This window comes from Psychrobacter sp. 5A.1, from assembly GCF_030407455.1.
GTDB lineage: Bacteria > Pseudomonadota > Gammaproteobacteria > Pseudomonadales > Moraxellaceae > Psychrobacter.
The window spans coordinates 1-16,822 of the sequence record NZ_JASDDJ010000003.1 but is presented as its reverse complement, the minus strand read 5'-3'; the positions used below and the strand labels follow the sequence as shown (position 1 = coordinate 16,822).

Below are 16,822 nucleotides of genomic sequence, written 5' to 3'. Positions count from 1 at the left end.
TTGCTTTATCGCATCATAGGGTGCGATAAAGTAAGCTTAGTTTGACACTGTCCTGATGGCTTTTTTTAACGTCCGTCAAGTTGATACCAAAATACCTGAATGTTTCACTTATCACACCGCCTAAATACCTGTAATATAAATAAAAGTTGTCTTAACTCAGTTGAGTGATATGAACAACCGTTCTTCTCAAACCATTCCCATACTTATTTGGCGTTCTGTCATACAGGCTGTAATTTTAGCCGTACTGGCAGGTTTTTTGCTGCCTTTTATTTATGGTTTAGTGCATCACTATCAAGATAAAAATCAGCAGATTCAACAGCTGGCGACACTGCTCACCATTAGTGCATCGACCGCAGATGGGGCAGATATCGTTGCTGAGCAAGTGAGTGTCTTGTTAGAGAATGAGCCGACCATTCAGAGCATCGTATTTTATTCAACCTCTGAGCCAATTGATGACATCAATCAGTCGCTTGATGACTGGAAAAACGCATTGTTTGCCGATACCGTCAGTTTCAACTATCCAGTGATTAGTAAAGATATTGATACCAGTAGTGTGGTGTCAAATAAGTTTGATACCAATCAAGTCTTGGCGATGACTTTATCAGATATTATGAGCGAAGCGTCGGTGACAGATGCATCAACGGATGAAGCGACCCAAAACAGCACATTGATTGGTTATATCAATATTACGATGGATGTTGAGTTACTACGCTTACATTGGTTTCGCAATATTTTGTGGTTGTGGTTAGCAGTAGTCGTGCTGATTGTTATTTTTGCGTTATATATTTTTCGAAAGCTCAATTGGCCTATCAAAGATATCGAAGCATTAACGGATGTTTGTGACATCGTTATAAACAATGCAAATCTAGCGCAGTTACCGGTTATTCAGCAGCGGTTTAATTTTCAAGAATTGGTGCGGGTTCAAAAAGCATTGATTGTGTTGTTCAGTCGTTTACAGGAAGCCAGACAAGGTTATGAAACGCTTGCTGACTTTGAGCAGCAACTGCACAACAAAGATGTATCGCTCGATGTACAACTGCACAATTTTCAAAGCATGATTTCTCACGAGTTAAAAACCTCCTTAAATGCCATCGTGGGCGGGTTGCAGCTATTAGATTATGAGACCCTCAGCAGAGAGCAGAAAGATGCGGTAGAAATTATCAGTAATGGGAGTGATAAGTTGGTGTTGTCCTTAGACAATATTATACAGTTGAACCAAATACAAAAAGGTCAGATTCGGATTCATAAAAATGAATTTAATCCCCTGCAATTAATTGCCGATCTCCTAGCAAAGTTTGAATCCATTGCCACTCAAAAAGGGCTACAGTTCATTAGTAATATTCATCATATAGACTATAGTCTTTATGGTGATTCAGAAAAAATACATCAAATCTTATCGATATTGCTCAATAATGCGATTAAATTTACTCCTATCGGACAGATTACGATTACATCGCAGCTCACACATTTCAATAAGAGTAACCGCTGGCAGATTAGTGTCAAAGATACAGGTATTGGTATCGATAGCGAACATATAGACGATATTTTTAATCCATTTTTTCAGGTAGATTCGTCACAAACACGCCAATATGAAGGGTCTGGAGTTGGCTTACCTATCGTCAAGCAAATGGCGCAGCTGATGGGTGCGACTATTGAGGTCGATAGTGTGTTCGGAGTAGGTTCGCAGTTTACTCTGACCGTAGCGATGCCCAATCAGCAGCAATCCAAACAGCAACGCTTATTGTCTGGGTTGCGCATTGTTTATTACTATTATCATGAGACAGGTGCTTTGTTAAGTGAGTTGGAGTATTTAGGGGCAACGATTGTTTGTCACCAAAATTCACAATTGGTGATGGAGGAAGTGAATAAACGTAAGATTGATATGGTGATGTTTGCTGAAGACGTGTTGCCGAATAAAGCTGAATCATTAGCCAAGCGTATTCGTCAATATGAAGGTGATGAGAGTAATAAGAACGAGCACCGTGCCTTATTGGTCTATTGGTATCCGCACCATCGGGCCCGCTATATAGACAGTTTTGATTATGGTTTGAAAGCGGCAGGCATTGATTATTGTCATATTGCGACTTATAGAGAAAAAGCGCTGAGCGATTTATTAAAGCAATGGTTGGTTTGGACATAGTGCTATTCTTATGAGACCTGCTTAGCCCATTTACCGTTTAGGGTTTAGATTGAGAATATGCTCTAGTCAGGCTTGCTTGGCCTACTGGAGATGGTACTTTATGCTTTTGACCTTTTTTATTATCAATGCTGTTATAAGTCAGAGTAGCCATAAAAAAAGACGCCCATATTAAGGCGTCTTTTTTATTAACGAACGTTCAATCAGCACTATAGTCGGTGAACTACTAAACCGCTACGGCGTTATCCTCCTTAGATGTACTATTTGTACAATCTGCAGTCGGCTGCCTTGTGCCCATTTTAGAGTTCTTTGACTATACTATCTATAGAGGATGTTTTTCTTAGAAAAGGTTCTGTGCCCAACGTACGATATGCTCCCAAGTACGACTCATAAAGCCTGATTGTTCGATATCATTGGTTGCGATGATAGGTACTGAGGCGACTGCTTTACCATCGATAACAGCCATCATCTTGCCAATTTCTTGACCTTTTTTGATAGGTGCTTCTAGGCTCTCAGGAATATCGACCACTGTCGTGATTTTATTTTTTTGTGTTTTACTGGTCAGAATTTGCAAGTTGTCAGCAGTTGCCAGCTCTACTTCCTCTGCTTCCCCAAACCATACGGGGACTTTGCTGACGAATTGGCCTGCTGGTGCCTTGGTAACAGTCGTGAAATGACCGAAGCCCCAGTTCAGTAATTCGCGTGACTGATCGGCACGAGCTTGCTGGCTCTTTGTACCCATGATAACTGAGATGAGACGCATGCCTTCACGGTTACTTGATGCAACCAAGCAGTAGCCTGCCGCATCAGTATGTCCTGTTTTTAGGCCGTCTACCGTAGGGTCAGTTGAGAGCAGTGCATTACGGTTACCTTGTGTGATGCCGTTATAGGTAAATTCTTTTTCTGCATAAATACCATAGTAGTCGCCGCTGTTTTTGATGATAGCGCGCGCAAGCTTGGCAAAATCTAGAGCTGAGGCTTGGTGACCTTCATCAGGCATACCAGTAGAGTTGACGAAATTGGTGTTTTCCATGCCAATTTTTTGCGCTTGCTCATTCATCAGAATGGCAAATGAGGCTTCGCTGCCAGCAATGTGTTCAGCCATGGCTTTTGATGCGTCATTGCCTGATTGAATAATAATACCGCGTAGCATGTCGATGACGCTGGCGGTTTTATTGACTGGTACATACATACAAGACTGGCTACTACTACCACGGCACCATGCGTTTGCACTCATTAGCACTTGTTCATCTTCTTTGAGATCACCTGATGCTAAGCGTTGCTCAATGATATAACTGGTCATCATCTTAGTAAGAGAGGCCGGTGGTAGCGCCTCGTTTGCGTTCTTTTGTGCCAAAATTTCGCCAGTGTTATAGTCCATCAACACATAGGCTGTATTATCCATTTCAGGTGGCTGTATGGCTGCGTTTGCCATTACTGCACTCATCGAGATACTTACACCAACTACCAGCTGTACCAGCTGATTTTTTACACGCTTTACTGTCATATATCATTACACCGCATCATGGAACTAAATGTATCTATCGCTTATGTTCTGTACCAATTTCCATACATTATTTTAAGCAGCATGTCTAAAATGCAATGTTTAAAATAATGTATCACCGAAAATAGTAACGACTGCGCAATAGACATAAAATTAACGCCTTATCTTAGCAAAATGCCTATCGATGGGGAATCGATAAATGCAAAAAATAAGGCAGGTTTGAAAAGAAAAAAGTGTGCCTATTTGAGCGTGGTTTTTACGGCACTTTAAGGGGTATGTGATAGTGGCAAAGCCAACGCTCACAAAAAAGCCTGCTGCACGGCTTGTGATTTACAAGCAACATTACAGCAAGCTTTGATGCTACAGATATCTAAAAAATCAACAGATGATGCTGACTTGTCCAACGTTCTAAAGATAATATTACTTTTGTTTTATTGTCGTTGTTTTTGACTGGGAATATCATTTTAATTATAAGTATCGACTTAATTGAACGTTGACTCATGTCTCTGTTTATTAAAACCACCCTAGGGCGTGTCCTCAATTCAAACGAGTGTTCTCTAAATGGGCTAAAAATAGCTAAATTTTGCCAAACATCGTCAAATAGTTGGTCAATATCTCGATATTATCTGCACTATTTTCCTCGTTTGACGGCAATTTATCTCATTTTCATCACCATTTTTAAAATGAGGACACGCCCTAATATAACGGAAGTCATAAAAAACATGACCAATAGATTAAACAGACCGTTTTAACCATTGAGACTGACTCGCCAGTCTTTTAGTAATCTGCGTTTGCTAAATCTTCACACAATGCTTTGTTTTCTTGTTTTGAGAATCCCATCGTCCAGCTACGAATACCCTGCAATATCTGGCGATAGTCTTGCTGTGTAGACAGATATTGAATGGCTGCTTTTGGATCTTCTAAAGAAGGCATCAACTCATGCAACTGCACAGTGTACGATTTATAAAACCGCTGCTTTTGCTTACCATTTAACATCGGTGGGCATATCTCTGATAATACCTGCATCACAGCAATCTCATGCTTAGTAATATTGACACCAGACAGGTCGAGCGGAATGGTAGTCGCAGGGTTGTTGGCAGCATTGGAGGCTTGAGACAGCATCGCCACAGACGTTATCAATCCTGCAATCCCAACTTTTGAGGCAGTCTTTGCTATCACAGAAGCTATAGATAATATCGATTGATTCTTCATTCAGTATTACACTCGCTCATCTTTATTGAATGGTCATATGTTAATCGGTAAGAAAACAAAAGTCACATAAAATATTGATTTATGTGTAGATATCTTGTGAGCCAAAGCCATTTTTTAGCAACATATCAGTAGCATACACTAAAGACGTTGCCTTAGTATCAGCACATCTGTTTGTATTGTTGTGGGGTGTTGCTGATTGTAACGTAATACTTAATGTGATGGTTGTCGTTGAATCAATACCAACGCGGTGGTGTGATTGTGGGTATAGAATGAGACATCGCCTAGATAAAGACGGCGTTCGTATCGATGGGTTATTGAGTTATAATCGGCCATGCTATGATGATTTATTCTCGCGATGGCCTGTCCTCAATTCAAACGACAGTCATCTAAATGGGCTAAAAATGGCTAAATTTTGCCAAGCATCGTCAAATAGCTGATCAATATCTCGGTATTATCTGCACTATTTTTATCGTTCAACAGACCTTAACATATTGAGCAAAAATGAGATTTTTAGTTAGTAATGATGATGGGGTATATGCGCCAGGGTTGTTGGCGTTGTCTCAGGCGCTATCGACCATTGGAGAAGTGGTGGTCGTTGCTCCAAATGACGAACAAAGCGGCTATGCCAGTGCCCTAAGTGTCTCGAAGCCATTGCACACGCATCAACTGCCTTCTGGATTTATGGCAGTAAATGGCTCACCAGCTGACTGTGTGTATCTAGCGCTGCATGAATTGTATCGTGATAGGGACTTTGACTGCGTGATTACTGGTATCAACTCAGGTGCTAATTTGGGACAAGATGTGATGTTTTCTGGTACCTTTGGTGCTGCACTGACTGCGCAATTATCTGGAATCCCTGCCATCGCAACGTCTTTGGTCGGTGCTGGTGTCAAAAATGGCGGGCAAGAATCGGCCCTTGATTATCAAGTGGCGGCCCATGAGATTGTCAAGCTGCTTACTGAAACCTCAGTTTTAGAGGTTCTCAAAAATTTGCCCTATCATGTATTAAACGTTAATATTCCTGATGTGGGCAATAGCAGTGATATCAAAGGTCGAAAAATTACCTCGCTAGGGCACCAGCAAGTTGCTCAGCCAGTACGTCATATGATTGATCCACGTGGTCGAGATGCGTATTGGTTGTCACTCCGCAAGCGTAAAAATGAGCGACCATTAAACACGTCAATTGACACGGTAGCGCCAGAACAGAGTGCGATGGCAGGCGCAACCATGTCATCAGCGTTGGATATGACAGATTATCAAGCCGTAGAGGCAGGGTATATCAGTTTATCACCTGTACGTCTACACCATACGCCAACGGCAGCACTGGCTAAACTGTCAAGTGTCATGAGAATACCCAGAGACTTTTGAGTGATATCAAGAGTTTTTAAATGATAAATCAACGGATAAGTAACACAAAGAATAGGAACCTTGTATGAAAAAAATCATAGCTGGATCGCACCTTGTCAAGGCAGCGTTGATTGGTACTATGGCAGTCGCTACTCTGTCTGTCGTCGGCTGTGCAACCAAGCCCACGTATCAAGCAGCCAGCCAAGCGGGACCTAAGATTACGACGAATGCGCAAGGCGTCCCTAACTATCATCGTGTACAACGCGGCGATACGGTCAGCCAGATTGCGACGCGTTATCGTCTCAGCTATCGCCAAATTGGGGCGATGAATAATTTAGACAGTAAATATACGATTCATAGTGGCCAGTGGCTTAAGCTATGGCAAGGCAGCGCAGCACCACAGTCGCAACCAACCTATACGCCGCCTGCCACTCAGTCTCAAACCCCAGCATATGAAGTCACTGCCAACTCGACCTCAGGATATGAGTATCCCACCAGCAATAAAGTAACTCGTAACATTGATCCAGCTGCGGGCAACATGGGAATGTGGTTTGCAGGAAACGTGGGTGATCCAGTGCTTGCCAGCCAATCAGGAACGGTGCTTTATTCAGGCAACGGGTTATCAGAATATGGCAACTTAATTATGATTCGCCATAGTGATAACTATATCACTGCCTATGCACACAATAGCCAATTGCTCGTGAAAGAAGGGGATGCAGTACAGCGCGGTCAACGTATTGCCAATATGGGTAGCAGCGGTCAAACCAATCAAGTAGGCTTAGAATTTCAAGTTCGCTTAAATGGTAATCCTATTGACCCACGTAGCGTACTTGGGCGTTAGGCTTAAAATATAGCGACGGATAGCTTGGCGACTGTGAGCCATTTTACTTATTCATGTTTGAGACTTTTTATGAGATTAAAAAAGCAATACCTCACCTTTATGCCAGCGTTAGTGATGGTTGGGTGTACAAGCCAGCAGGCGATGCAAAATAAGCCCGTTCGTCAGGGCAGCGTCGAGATTACTCAGACCCAAACCATTCAGGTAAAGCCGACACCCGCGCCAGTCGTGACGCCAAAACCAGCTCCCAAGCCAAGCTATAGTAACTTCTCTGATTGGAAGTCGGACTTTTATATGCGTGCCATATCATCAGGTTATGATGCACAGGTTATTGGCCGATTGCTTGATTCTGCTTATCTTAATCAGCAAGTCATCTCACTAGACTCAGGGCAGCCTGAGTTTTCTAAGATGCCATGGGAGTATGTGGATTCTGCGGTATCGAGTGGGCGCGTCAGTACTGGTAAGCGTAAGTTTGCCGAGCAGCGTGCTTATCTCTCTCAGCTAGAATCTCAGTATGGGGTTAATGCCGAGATTGTCGCTGCGATATGGGGTATGGAATCATCGTATGGCGCTGTGACGGGTAGTAGCGATTTGCCAAGCTCGCTTGCCAGTCTTGCTTATGACGGTCGTCGTCAAGCGTTTGCGGAAGCGCAACTACTGTCACTGGCGACCCTGCTACAACGTGGCGATGTGTCTTGGTCACAGCTGGATGGCTCTTGGGCAGGCGGAATGGGACAGACGCAGTTTATCCCTGAGACTTGGCTCAAGCAAGGCGTTGATGGTGATGGTAATGGACATCGCAACCCTTGGGCCACTGGTGATGCATTGGCTTCGACGGCCAACTATCTCAGTAACTCAGGTTGGGTTCGTGGTTTAGCGCCTTTTTATGAGGCGACTGTGCCAGCTTCGTTCGATTACTCAGTGGTTGGTACTAAGCAACCTGCTGCTAAATGGGCGTCGATGGGTGTTGATACAATCGCGGATGTTTACTTAGATGCCAATACCCAGATGGAGCTATGGTTGCCAGCTGGGAAAGACGGTCCAGTATTATTGTTAAGCCCAAACTTTGATGTGATCAAAGTCTATAACAACTCATCAAGCTATGCGTTGGGTGTTAGTTTACTAGGCAAAACGATTAATGGACAAAGCGGTTTGCAAAAATCTTGGCCTCGTTATGAGCGCCCATTATCGACCACGCAAGTCACTAACCTACAACGTCGTTTGACAGGCATGGGCTATGATACCAAAGGTGCGGATGGTATCGTTGGTACCAATACGCGTCTGGCGTTCCAACGCTGGCAAGCTGATAATGGCCAAACGCCAGATGGATTCATTACGCAAAGTAGTGCGTCTTCATTGGCTGGGTGGTGAGGTAGGCTGACGGTATTTATACACTGTATAAAAGTTGCCATTTCTAAACGTTTTTAGTCACTAGGGTGTGTCCTCATTTTAAAAATGGTGATAAAAATGAGATAAATTGCCGTCAAACGAGGAAAATAGTGCAGATAATATCGAGATATTGACCAACTATTTGACGATGTTTGGCAAAATTTAGCTGTTTTTAGCCCATTTAGAGAACACTCGTTTGAATTGAGGACACGCCCTAGCCATCAAACGATAATTTACTTTGTTCTACAAAAAGCACCTTGCCAAGGTGCTTTTTTTGCCTCAGTCTGTGTTTGATTTTGTTGAAATTTATCAATGCAATAGACAATACGATAAGTATCAAGCATTGAGATCAGTTCAATTTAGCGTTATTCAAAACTTATCAGGACAAGGTTAATACAAGAAAATTGATACTTTGAATGCTAGACTCTAGATAATGTGTTTTTTAACGATGATTTTTACTCATGGTTTTTAGTGACAGTTTTCAGCGACGGTGACCAGCGACCATTTTTAATAACAGTGTCGATTATAAATAACTAGAACGACAGAAAGAGCGTGACCTTATGATTACCATGGAAGCATTACAAGCTGCGATAAAGCAGCGGATAGACAATTATCATATTACTGACTTTCCGCTACAAAAAAGAGCCGTTAACACTCTAGAGTTGCTGGGCAGCCTAAACCATATACTGGCTCAAGATATCGCTTCACCTTTCGATGTGCCGCGACAAAATCTGTCTGCGATGGATGGCTATGCGATTGCCAAAGGTAGTGAGTTATCAGAAAACAGTACTATCGAAATCGTTGGTGAGTCGCAAGCTGGCAGTGCCTATACTGGTGAGACAGCTGCGGGGCAAGGGGTGCGGATTTTTACGGGTGCGGTCGTGCCAGACAGCTGTGATACGGTCATTATGCAAGAGAATACGAACTTTGCAGAGATTAAAGCGACCGTTGATAAATCTCGACCTTACAACATCACCCTCACGCAAACCGCCAAAGTTGACAATAACATCCGCTCACAGGGCGAAGAGATTGAGTCTGGGGAAGCCGTTTTAAAAATCGGTAAACGACTCAATCCTGCTGATATCAGCTTACTCGCAAATCTAGGCGTTAGCCAAGTCAGCGTGTTCCAGCCGCTCGTCGTAGGCGTATTGGCAACAGGTGATGAGCTCGTGGCTATTGGCAATGAGCTGCAAAGCCTAGCCCAAATATATAACTCCAACACCCCAACGCTTAAAAGTATGTTGTCGGATTTGCCTGTCACCATTCGTGACTATGGCATCATTCCTGATGACCTAGAGCAGACAACGATCGCGGTCAATGAGGCCATGCAGGACTGTGATGTACTGATATCGACAGCAGGTGTTTCAGTTGGCGACTATGATTTTTTGACCACTGTGATCGAAACGCTAGGGCAGATTAATCATTATAAAGTGGCAATGAAGCCTGGAAAGCCTTTTGTATTTGGTGAATTAAGCAAAAATCTCGATAAGCCAGTATTGTATTTTGGCCTACCAGGTAATCCGCTTTCGACAGTCGTTGGTGCGCTACAGTTTGTAATACCTGCATTGTGGCAAATGTCAGGTGCTAGTGTATCGGAGCAACCCCTGCCACTAACTATCAAAGCCTTGCTCACTAGTGACATTAGAAAATCTTCCGGCCGTAAAGATTTTCAGCGCGGCGTATTGTCACAAGACGAGACAGGTCATTATCAAGTTGAGTGCTTTTCAAGTCAGCAGTCACATAGAATCAAACAGCTGAGCCGCGCCAATTGCTTTATCGTCTTGGACAAAGACAGTGGGAACGTAGCAGCTGGCAATGCCGTCGTTGTACAACCGTTTCCTTGGCTACATCGCTAATTCATCGTTTGCCAATTTATTGTAAGGTGGCTAAATAAAGCCAGAGAGTAACCCTATAGCCTTACACTGGTATGCTAAACACGAATAACAAAGTAGTGCTTATAGTAAGCAGTATTGATGGCAGTAACATATGATTGATGACAACATAGATGACAAACATAAAATAGACAGCCCGCAACTGTATTCACCGAGCTTGGCACCGGCATTATCTGATGGCTACATACAGCCTTCCTTGATCGTGCCTACTGAGCAGATGAGTGGCTATCACCAGCCGCTAACCGATGGGTTTGCACGGCGTCTGACATACTTGCGTCTGTCTATTACTGACTTTTGTAATTTTCGCTGTGAGTATTGCCTGCCAAATGGCTATCAAGGTAAGCGCCCTGATGATGAGCTGAGTATCTCTGAAATTGCAACCTTGGTGCGCGGCTTTGCTCAAGTAGGTACCAAAAAAGTTAGAATTACAGGTGGTGAGCCTTCTATTCGTCGTGATGTTGTCGAAATTATCGAAACGATTAAGCAAACTGACGGTATTGAGACGGTCGCGATGACCAGTAACGGCTATAAATTGGGTAAACATATAGCCAACTGGCAAGCTGCTGGACTTGATCAGCTCAATATCAGTATGGACAGCTTCGATGCTGCTACCTTTCATAAAATGACTGGCTTTGATACCTTGCCGCAGATATTGGCTGACATGGATACGTTGTTAGAAACGACTGATATCAAACTGAAAATAAATAGTGTCTTGATGGCAGAGACTGCTTTTGAGAACTTAATCACGGCGATCGACTATGTTAAAGACAGACAAGTGACTTATCGCTTTATTGAATTTATGCAGACCAGTGATAATAGCGATTTGTTTTTTGCTCAGCATGCTCAGTCTGATATTATCACCGATTATTTGTTAGAGAATGGCTGGCAGCCGCACGAGCGCGGTAGTGCCGATGGTCCAGCAGTAGAGTACAGCCATCCTGAGTATGTCGGTCGTATCGGTATGATTGCCCCATATGCGGCGCACTTCTGTGATACCTGTAACCGCTTGCGCGTAAGCAGCCAAGGTAAGGTGCATTTGTGTCTGTTTGACCAAGGCAACTACGATATCCGTCCATACTTACAGCAAGACGATATCCAAGGGCTGGTGAACACTTTACATAGCTTTATGCCGATCAAACCTGAGCATCATCATTTGCATGACTCTAACAGTGGCATCATGCACAATCTGTCGATAATCGGCGGATAGAAGTTTTTGAATCTGTAATTATGACGATGATAGAGATTGTCTTCCAATGAAATCGTTTTTCAACATAGCTTTTTTTGATACAACCGCTTCTTAATACAATTATAAAATGACATCTATAAAGGATTATTTATGAGTAAGCCTGCTGCACAATTTACACCACTTAATATTGCTGTATTGACCGTTTCTGATAGCCGTACGCTGGCAGAAGATACGTCAGGCCAGTACTTAGTAGACAGCTTGACCGAAGCAGGGCATCATTTAGCAGATCGTCAGTTAATTACCGACGATATTTACCAAGTTCGCGCAGTTATCAGTGGTTGGATTGCTAGTCCAAACGTTCATGCGGTTATCACAACTGGTGGCACAGGGTTCTTCATCAGAGATAGCATGCCAGAAGCGGTGAGTGTACTGTTTGACAAGTCGATCGATGGTTTTGGCGAAATGTTCCGTTTAATCTCAAGAGATGAGATTGGCATGTCTACTATACAATCGCGAGCAGTTGCTGGCATGGCCAATGGCACGGGTATATTTTGTCTGCCAGGTTCCTCTGGTGCGTGCCGTACTGGTTGGGAAAATATCTTAAAGGAACAGTTTGATAGCCGTACTCGTCCGTGTAATTTTGTACCGCATTTTTTGGCACAAAACCCTAGCCATGATTGAGTTATAAATAATTGAGCCAAGATTGATATTAAATCAAAACTGATAGGTAATGGCACAATGACAGAGCGCTCAACTAATTTGGACAGATTGGCAGGTGTGGTCATCTTGGCTGGCGGGGCATCTAAGCGCATGGGAACGGCTAAGGCGATGCTAGCGCTACCGTCAGGTGAGCAGCTGCTAGATTATCATGTCCGTCATGCGAGCAAGTTACAGGTGCCTATTTTGATTGCAGATAATGGGCGCGGCTTTCAGACTGGTTTAGATATCCATTCAGAAAAACCTAATGCGCCTGTTATTCACATTGCTGATTATGGTGCTGATGTTGACTCTAGTGAGCATGATGAGCAGATCAAAGCTGGCGGTGCTTTGGTCGCTATCGAATCAGCCTTACAAGGATTGTTCGATTTGACTGATTCAGAGGTGTCAAAAAACCAATACGCATCATGGTTACTGGTCATTAGCTGTGACAGTTTAATACCTGCGACAGATTTATGGCAGACGCTACAGCAGTCAGCATCTAAAGCGCCCGACAAAAGGGTTATTTGCCTAGAAGATGACAGTCATTTGTATCCACTATTAGGGCTGTATCAGTTAAGCATCGAGCCTGATTTGAAGGCCTATATAGATAGTGGTCAGCGTAGAGTGATGCAGTTTATTCAACCGATTGTACACTCCGTACCATTTATCAAAGAGTGGCACAATTTGACCAACTTCAATACGCCCGAAGATTTTAAGCGGGCATGTGCCGCTCTATCAAAATAATAAAGAAATCACCAAGAAAAGGCTATATAAATGAGTGACAGCGTTCAGATAAGTCAGCAATCTACTTTATCCCACTTGGATAGTGATGGTGATATTACCATGGTTGATGTCAGTGGCAAGGTCGCAACGACGCGAGAAGCCAATGCCACTGGGCAAGTACGCTTTCCTGATGAGATTTATACACAGATTAAAGCGGCTGATGGGATGACCAAAAAAGGCAGCATCACGCAAACGGCTCATATCGCTGGTATCATGGCGGCCAAACGCACTCATGACCTTATACCGCTTTGTCATCCGCTACCGCTAGATAAGATTGGTCTAAGCTTTGAGTATAACGACGCGCTCAGCAGTATTACGGTCAGGGCTGTGGTCAAGGTCACGCACAAGACAGGGGTTGAGATGGAGGCACTAACAGCGGTGAGCGTTGCCTGCTTAACTATCTATGATATGACCAAAGCACTATCGCATGACATCGTTATAGATGATATCCATCTGGTTAAAAAAACAGGTGGCAAATCAGATTATAGTCATGCCTAAAGTGACAAAGTTGCAGAGTGCGTCATCAATTAATAAAAATATGCTAAGTGCCAAGCAAGGAAGCTTGCATAAGAGGGAGAGGTTTATGAGTGCTATCGATGTGACAGCTGATATCGAATCAACGATGAATATTAATGTCATGTATTTTGCCAGTTTGGCTGACGAGGCCAATTGTCAGCAAGAGACAGTAAGCTTACAGCAGGATACGTCATTGACTGAACTATATGAACAGCTTAGTCAAAAGCATCGCTTTAGCCGTCCACAGTCAGAGCTACGAGTCGCAGTGAATGACTACTTCGCTAAATGGACTGACCAGATAAACGATGGTGATAGCGTGGTTTTTATTACGCCAGTCGCTGGTGGTTAGACAAGCGTTTATTAGTGTCCATTTTGTCAGGGGCTATTCAGTTGCGATAAAGAGAAAATAATAAATAGAGAAGAAAAATGACCGACAACGTCCATGACCATTCAATGACCATCAAACGTACTGCTGATGACGCTTACCTGATAGCTGAGCGCGATGGTTTTGCGCTATTAGATATTGCGATTGACGAAGATAGGCTAAAAAGTACGTTAGACAATGACAGCTGCGGCGCGTTTGTTTGTTTTGAAGGGCGAGTGCGCAACCATAATAATGCCACGAGCGTTGATCGTCTTACCTATTATGGTTATGAAGATTTGGCCATCAATCAAGGCCGTGCCATTATAGAAGAGGCCAAAAAGCGTTTTGAAATTACGCATGCTATTGCGATACATCGTATCGGTGCGTTAGAGATTGGCGATGTGGCTGTGTGGGTTGGGGTAGTGTCAGCGCACCGTTATCCAGCATTCGATGCGTGTCGCTGGATATTAGATACTATCAAAGCGGACATTCCTGTGTGGAAGCAAGAGTACTACGAAGACGACTCGTCTAAATGGCTTAGCAATAATGGTTAAATTAACAGCCGCTGTCTGTGTATCTGCTTGCTTGCTATTAGCTCTAAATGCGTGTACACAAGACAGGGGAGCGAATATAGCAAATGCTGCTGATACAACTGAACCAGTCCAGACATTGCGTATCGCTGCCGCCGCTAATTTATCCGATGTACTCCCTAATATCATTGATAGCTACCAAGCGGATAATAGCTCATCTGTCCAAAATATTTCAGGTATCTCAGATATTGAAGTTACTTATGCCTCTTCTGGTAAGTTATATGCGCAAATCAAAGCAGGGGCACCGTATGATATATTCTTGTCAGCCAATCAAACGTTTCCTGCCAAATTGGCTAATGAACCCTTAACTGACGGCACTGATGAAAATAATAAGTTAACCAAGCCCTTTACGTATACCAGAGGTCAATTAGCACTCTATAGTGTCACCAAACCTTTGAACGATTTCACGCCAACATCGCTAGGTTATGTGTTTACCAGTGCTGACTTTACTCAGGATAGCAAGGTAGCTATCGCGAACCCTGACCTTGCGCCTTATGGTGCGTCTGCAAAAGCCTATCTACAATCACAAGACATGTACGATAAGTTAAATGCTCAAAAAAGCTTGATACAGTCAGAGAATATCGGTCAAGCGTTCCAATACGCTCATACAGGTAGCGTAGACTATGGTTTTGTAGCACAGTCTCAGCTTGTGGCGATTAGGGCCAAGCCTGAACAGTTTATTACCTTACTGCCAGCGTCCTATCCAGCTATTTTACAAGATGGCATAATTATCAATAACACCGCTCCAGCAGCAGACTTCACCAATTACTTGCGCTCAGAAGTAGGGCAGCGGCACTTCTTACAAGCAGGCTATCTGGCCATTCAGTAATAGGTTAGACTAGGGTTATTCGAATGTTCAACAGACCCTAAACCCTCTCATCATAGAACGAGCAGTGACATTATATGATCGACCCGTCTCTTATGTCAGATATGCTCAGTCCGTTTTGGGTGAGCATTAAGCTCGCTTGCGTGACCACCTTCTGCTTATTGCTATTTGCGACGCCTGTGGCTTATTGGCTTGCCAAGCCGAGCCGCAAGCAAGTTGTGTCACGTCTCAAAGTCCTACTCATGGGCATCATTGCCATGCCTCTTGTGCTACCGCCTACCGTGATTGGTTTTTATTTGTTATTGTTGCTGAGTCCTAGTGTGGGTATTGGTAAATGGCTGAATGAACATGGTATTAGCCCATTAATTTTTACCTTTGAAGGTCTGGTCATTGGCTCCATCATTTACTCATTACCTTTTTATATACAGCCTGTGTATGCGCAGTTTTTGCGTATTCCAAAAAGCGTTACGGAAGTCGCGCACCTATTGGAACCCAGTCGAATGCGACGGTTTGTGAAAGTCGCCTTACCGCAAGCGCGCGTAGGTATCATTTTGGGTGGTTTGGTGAGCTTCGCACATACGATTGGCGAGTTTGGTGTGGTATTGATGATAGGGGGTAGCATCTCAGGCGAGACTAAGGTGGTGTCGATTGCGATATATGAGCAAGTAGAGGCGCTCAACTATGAGGCGGCGCACATGATGTCTGGCATTTTGATTGTCATGGCCGTGGTGATGGTGGCTTTGATTGCCAGTGTGAGCCGCATGAGTCAGCGTCCGTAGCGCTAAAACCTTGATTGCTAATTAGGTAGTGCAGCATCTACATAAATCAGTTACTTATACCAATTCACAGACACAAAAAAACCTCAAACAATTTAATGCTTGAGGTTGAAACTTGTATAAATTTTAATTCCAAAAGATGACATCTCTATACGTTTACTAAAACGGCTTCTTAACAATAATGTAAAAGATAAAAAAATACTGAAAAGCTCATCAGTTAAATTATAGTGAAATTATTGAAGTGTCTAGAGAGATAAATTCTACTTATTGACTACAAACCTACTGAGATGTATTATTCTCTATTTATTACGATCAAACTCCCCAACTCCTTTACTGATATATCATTATTAAGTATCGCTGATTCTATTTCTTCAGATATCAATATAGAATTTCTCTCATCTGTAAAATCGTCAATATATGAACCAATATATATATCCGAATCGTCTATATCTCCTTCAGAAAAATCAATACGATTAAATCCATATTTTTTAACTAAAGCGTATAACTCCGCCAAAGCGGGTTTATTTATATTGTCAGTAAATGAGATAGTTAGGTGTTTAGGAGCCGTTTTAGTGTGGCTAGATGAGCCAAATGTTTCAGATATCTTATACCCTGATTTCACCAAATCCGTAGCTATCTCTTTATAATTAGTAACTAAGTCATTTAAGGCTATCTTAGTTATATTTTTGTTTTTAATAATTTCAGCTTCTGATAGCGTGTTTTTTGCTTCATTTAGTTTCTCAAATATAGCTTTAATATCTAT

General features: G+C 42.9%; 16 protein-coding genes. 13 read left to right on the top strand and 3 right to left on the bottom strand.

The features are described 5' to 3' along the window. Positions 1-169: 169 nt before the first annotated feature. A complete protein-coding gene (locus QL982_RS00995) occupies positions 170-2,140 on the top strand; it encodes a HAMP domain-containing sensor histidine kinase (protein WP_290164716.1) in 1,971 nt (656 codons plus the stop codon). 337 nt (positions 2,141-2,477) lie between these two features. Here the strand turns inward: QL982_RS00995 and QL982_RS00990 are convergent, their stop codons facing one another. Further along, a complete protein-coding gene (locus tag QL982_RS00990) occupies positions 2,478-3,644 on the bottom strand; it encodes a D-alanyl-D-alanine carboxypeptidase family protein (protein ID WP_290164717.1) in 1,167 nt (388 codons plus the stop codon). Positions 3,645-4,418: 774 nt separating this feature from the next. After that, positions 4,419-4,853 (bottom strand): hypothetical protein, encoded by a 435-nt coding sequence (locus QL982_RS00985; RefSeq protein ID WP_290164848.1) that lies wholly within the window; start codon positions 4,851-4,853, stop codon positions 4,419-4,421. 501 nt (positions 4,854-5,354) lie between these two features. Here QL982_RS00985 and surE point away from each other — a divergent pair. From surE to modB, 12 genes are all read left to right on the top strand, one after another. Further along, entirely contained in the window at positions 5,355-6,221 is an 867-nt protein-coding gene (surE, locus tag QL982_RS00980; RefSeq protein WP_290164847.1) for a 5'/3'-nucleotidase SurE, read from the top strand. A gap of 64 nt (positions 6,222-6,285) precedes the next feature. Beyond that, on the top strand, positions 6,286-7,041 hold the full coding sequence (locus QL982_RS00975; protein ID WP_290164846.1) for a peptidoglycan DD-metalloendopeptidase family protein: 756 nt from the start codon (positions 6,286-6,288) through the stop codon (positions 7,039-7,041). Between the two features lie 69 nt (positions 7,042-7,110). Next, a complete protein-coding gene (locus QL982_RS00970; protein WP_290164845.1) occupies positions 7,111-8,409 on the top strand; it encodes a lytic murein transglycosylase in 1,299 nt (432 codons plus the stop codon). Between the two features lie 578 nt (positions 8,410-8,987). Then, on the top strand, positions 8,988-10,283 hold the full coding sequence (gene glp / locus QL982_RS00965) for a gephyrin-like molybdotransferase Glp (RefSeq protein WP_290164844.1): 1,296 nt from the start codon (positions 8,988-8,990) through the stop codon (positions 10,281-10,283). 130 nt (positions 10,284-10,413) lie between these two features. Beyond that, complete coding sequence (gene moaA, locus QL982_RS00960) at positions 10,414-11,526, top strand: GTP 3',8-cyclase MoaA (protein ID WP_290164843.1); 1,113 nt, start codon at positions 10,414-10,416, stop codon at positions 11,524-11,526. 129 nt (positions 11,527-11,655) lie between these two features. Continuing rightward, the gene (gene moaB / locus QL982_RS00955; protein ID WP_290164842.1) at positions 11,656-12,186 is read left to right on the top strand and encodes a molybdenum cofactor biosynthesis protein B; all 531 of its coding nucleotides are present in this window, start codon (positions 11,656-11,658) and stop codon (positions 12,184-12,186) included. A 57-nt stretch (positions 12,187-12,243) separates the two neighbouring features. Continuing rightward, positions 12,244-12,948: an NTP transferase domain-containing protein gene (locus QL982_RS00950; RefSeq protein ID WP_290164841.1), complete on the top strand. Its 705-nt coding sequence runs from the start codon at positions 12,244-12,246 to the stop codon at positions 12,946-12,948. A 30-nt stretch (positions 12,949-12,978) separates the two neighbouring features. After that, the gene (gene moaC / locus QL982_RS00945; RefSeq protein WP_290164840.1) at positions 12,979-13,485 is read left to right on the top strand and encodes a cyclic pyranopterin monophosphate synthase MoaC; all 507 of its coding nucleotides are present in this window, start codon (positions 12,979-12,981) and stop codon (positions 13,483-13,485) included. A gap of 85 nt (positions 13,486-13,570) precedes the next feature. Further along, entirely contained in the window at positions 13,571-13,852 is a 282-nt protein-coding gene (locus tag QL982_RS00940) for a MoaD/ThiS family protein (protein ID WP_290164839.1), read from the top strand. 77 nt (positions 13,853-13,929) lie between these two features. Continuing rightward, the gene (locus tag QL982_RS00935; protein WP_290164838.1) at positions 13,930-14,421 is read left to right on the top strand and encodes a molybdenum cofactor biosynthesis protein MoaE; all 492 of its coding nucleotides are present in this window, start codon (positions 13,930-13,932) and stop codon (positions 14,419-14,421) included. Further along, entirely contained in the window at positions 14,414-15,286 is an 873-nt protein-coding gene (gene modA / locus QL982_RS00930; protein ID WP_290164837.1) for a molybdate ABC transporter substrate-binding protein, read from the top strand. Before QL982_RS00935 ends, modA begins: the two co-directional genes overlap by 8 nt. 74 nt (positions 15,287-15,360) lie before the next feature. Continuing rightward, positions 15,361-16,062 carry a molybdate ABC transporter permease subunit gene (modB, locus tag QL982_RS00925; RefSeq protein WP_290164835.1) on the top strand — a complete coding sequence of 234 codons (702 nt, stop codon included), beginning with the start codon at positions 15,361-15,363 and terminating at the stop codon, positions 16,060-16,062. A 289-nt stretch (positions 16,063-16,351) separates the two neighbouring features. On the opposite strand, the gene QL982_RS00920 is transcribed toward modB, so the two are convergent. Beyond that, the coding region (locus tag QL982_RS00920; RefSeq protein WP_290190122.1) for a hypothetical protein at positions 16,352-16,822 on the bottom strand (471 nt) is incomplete at its 5' end.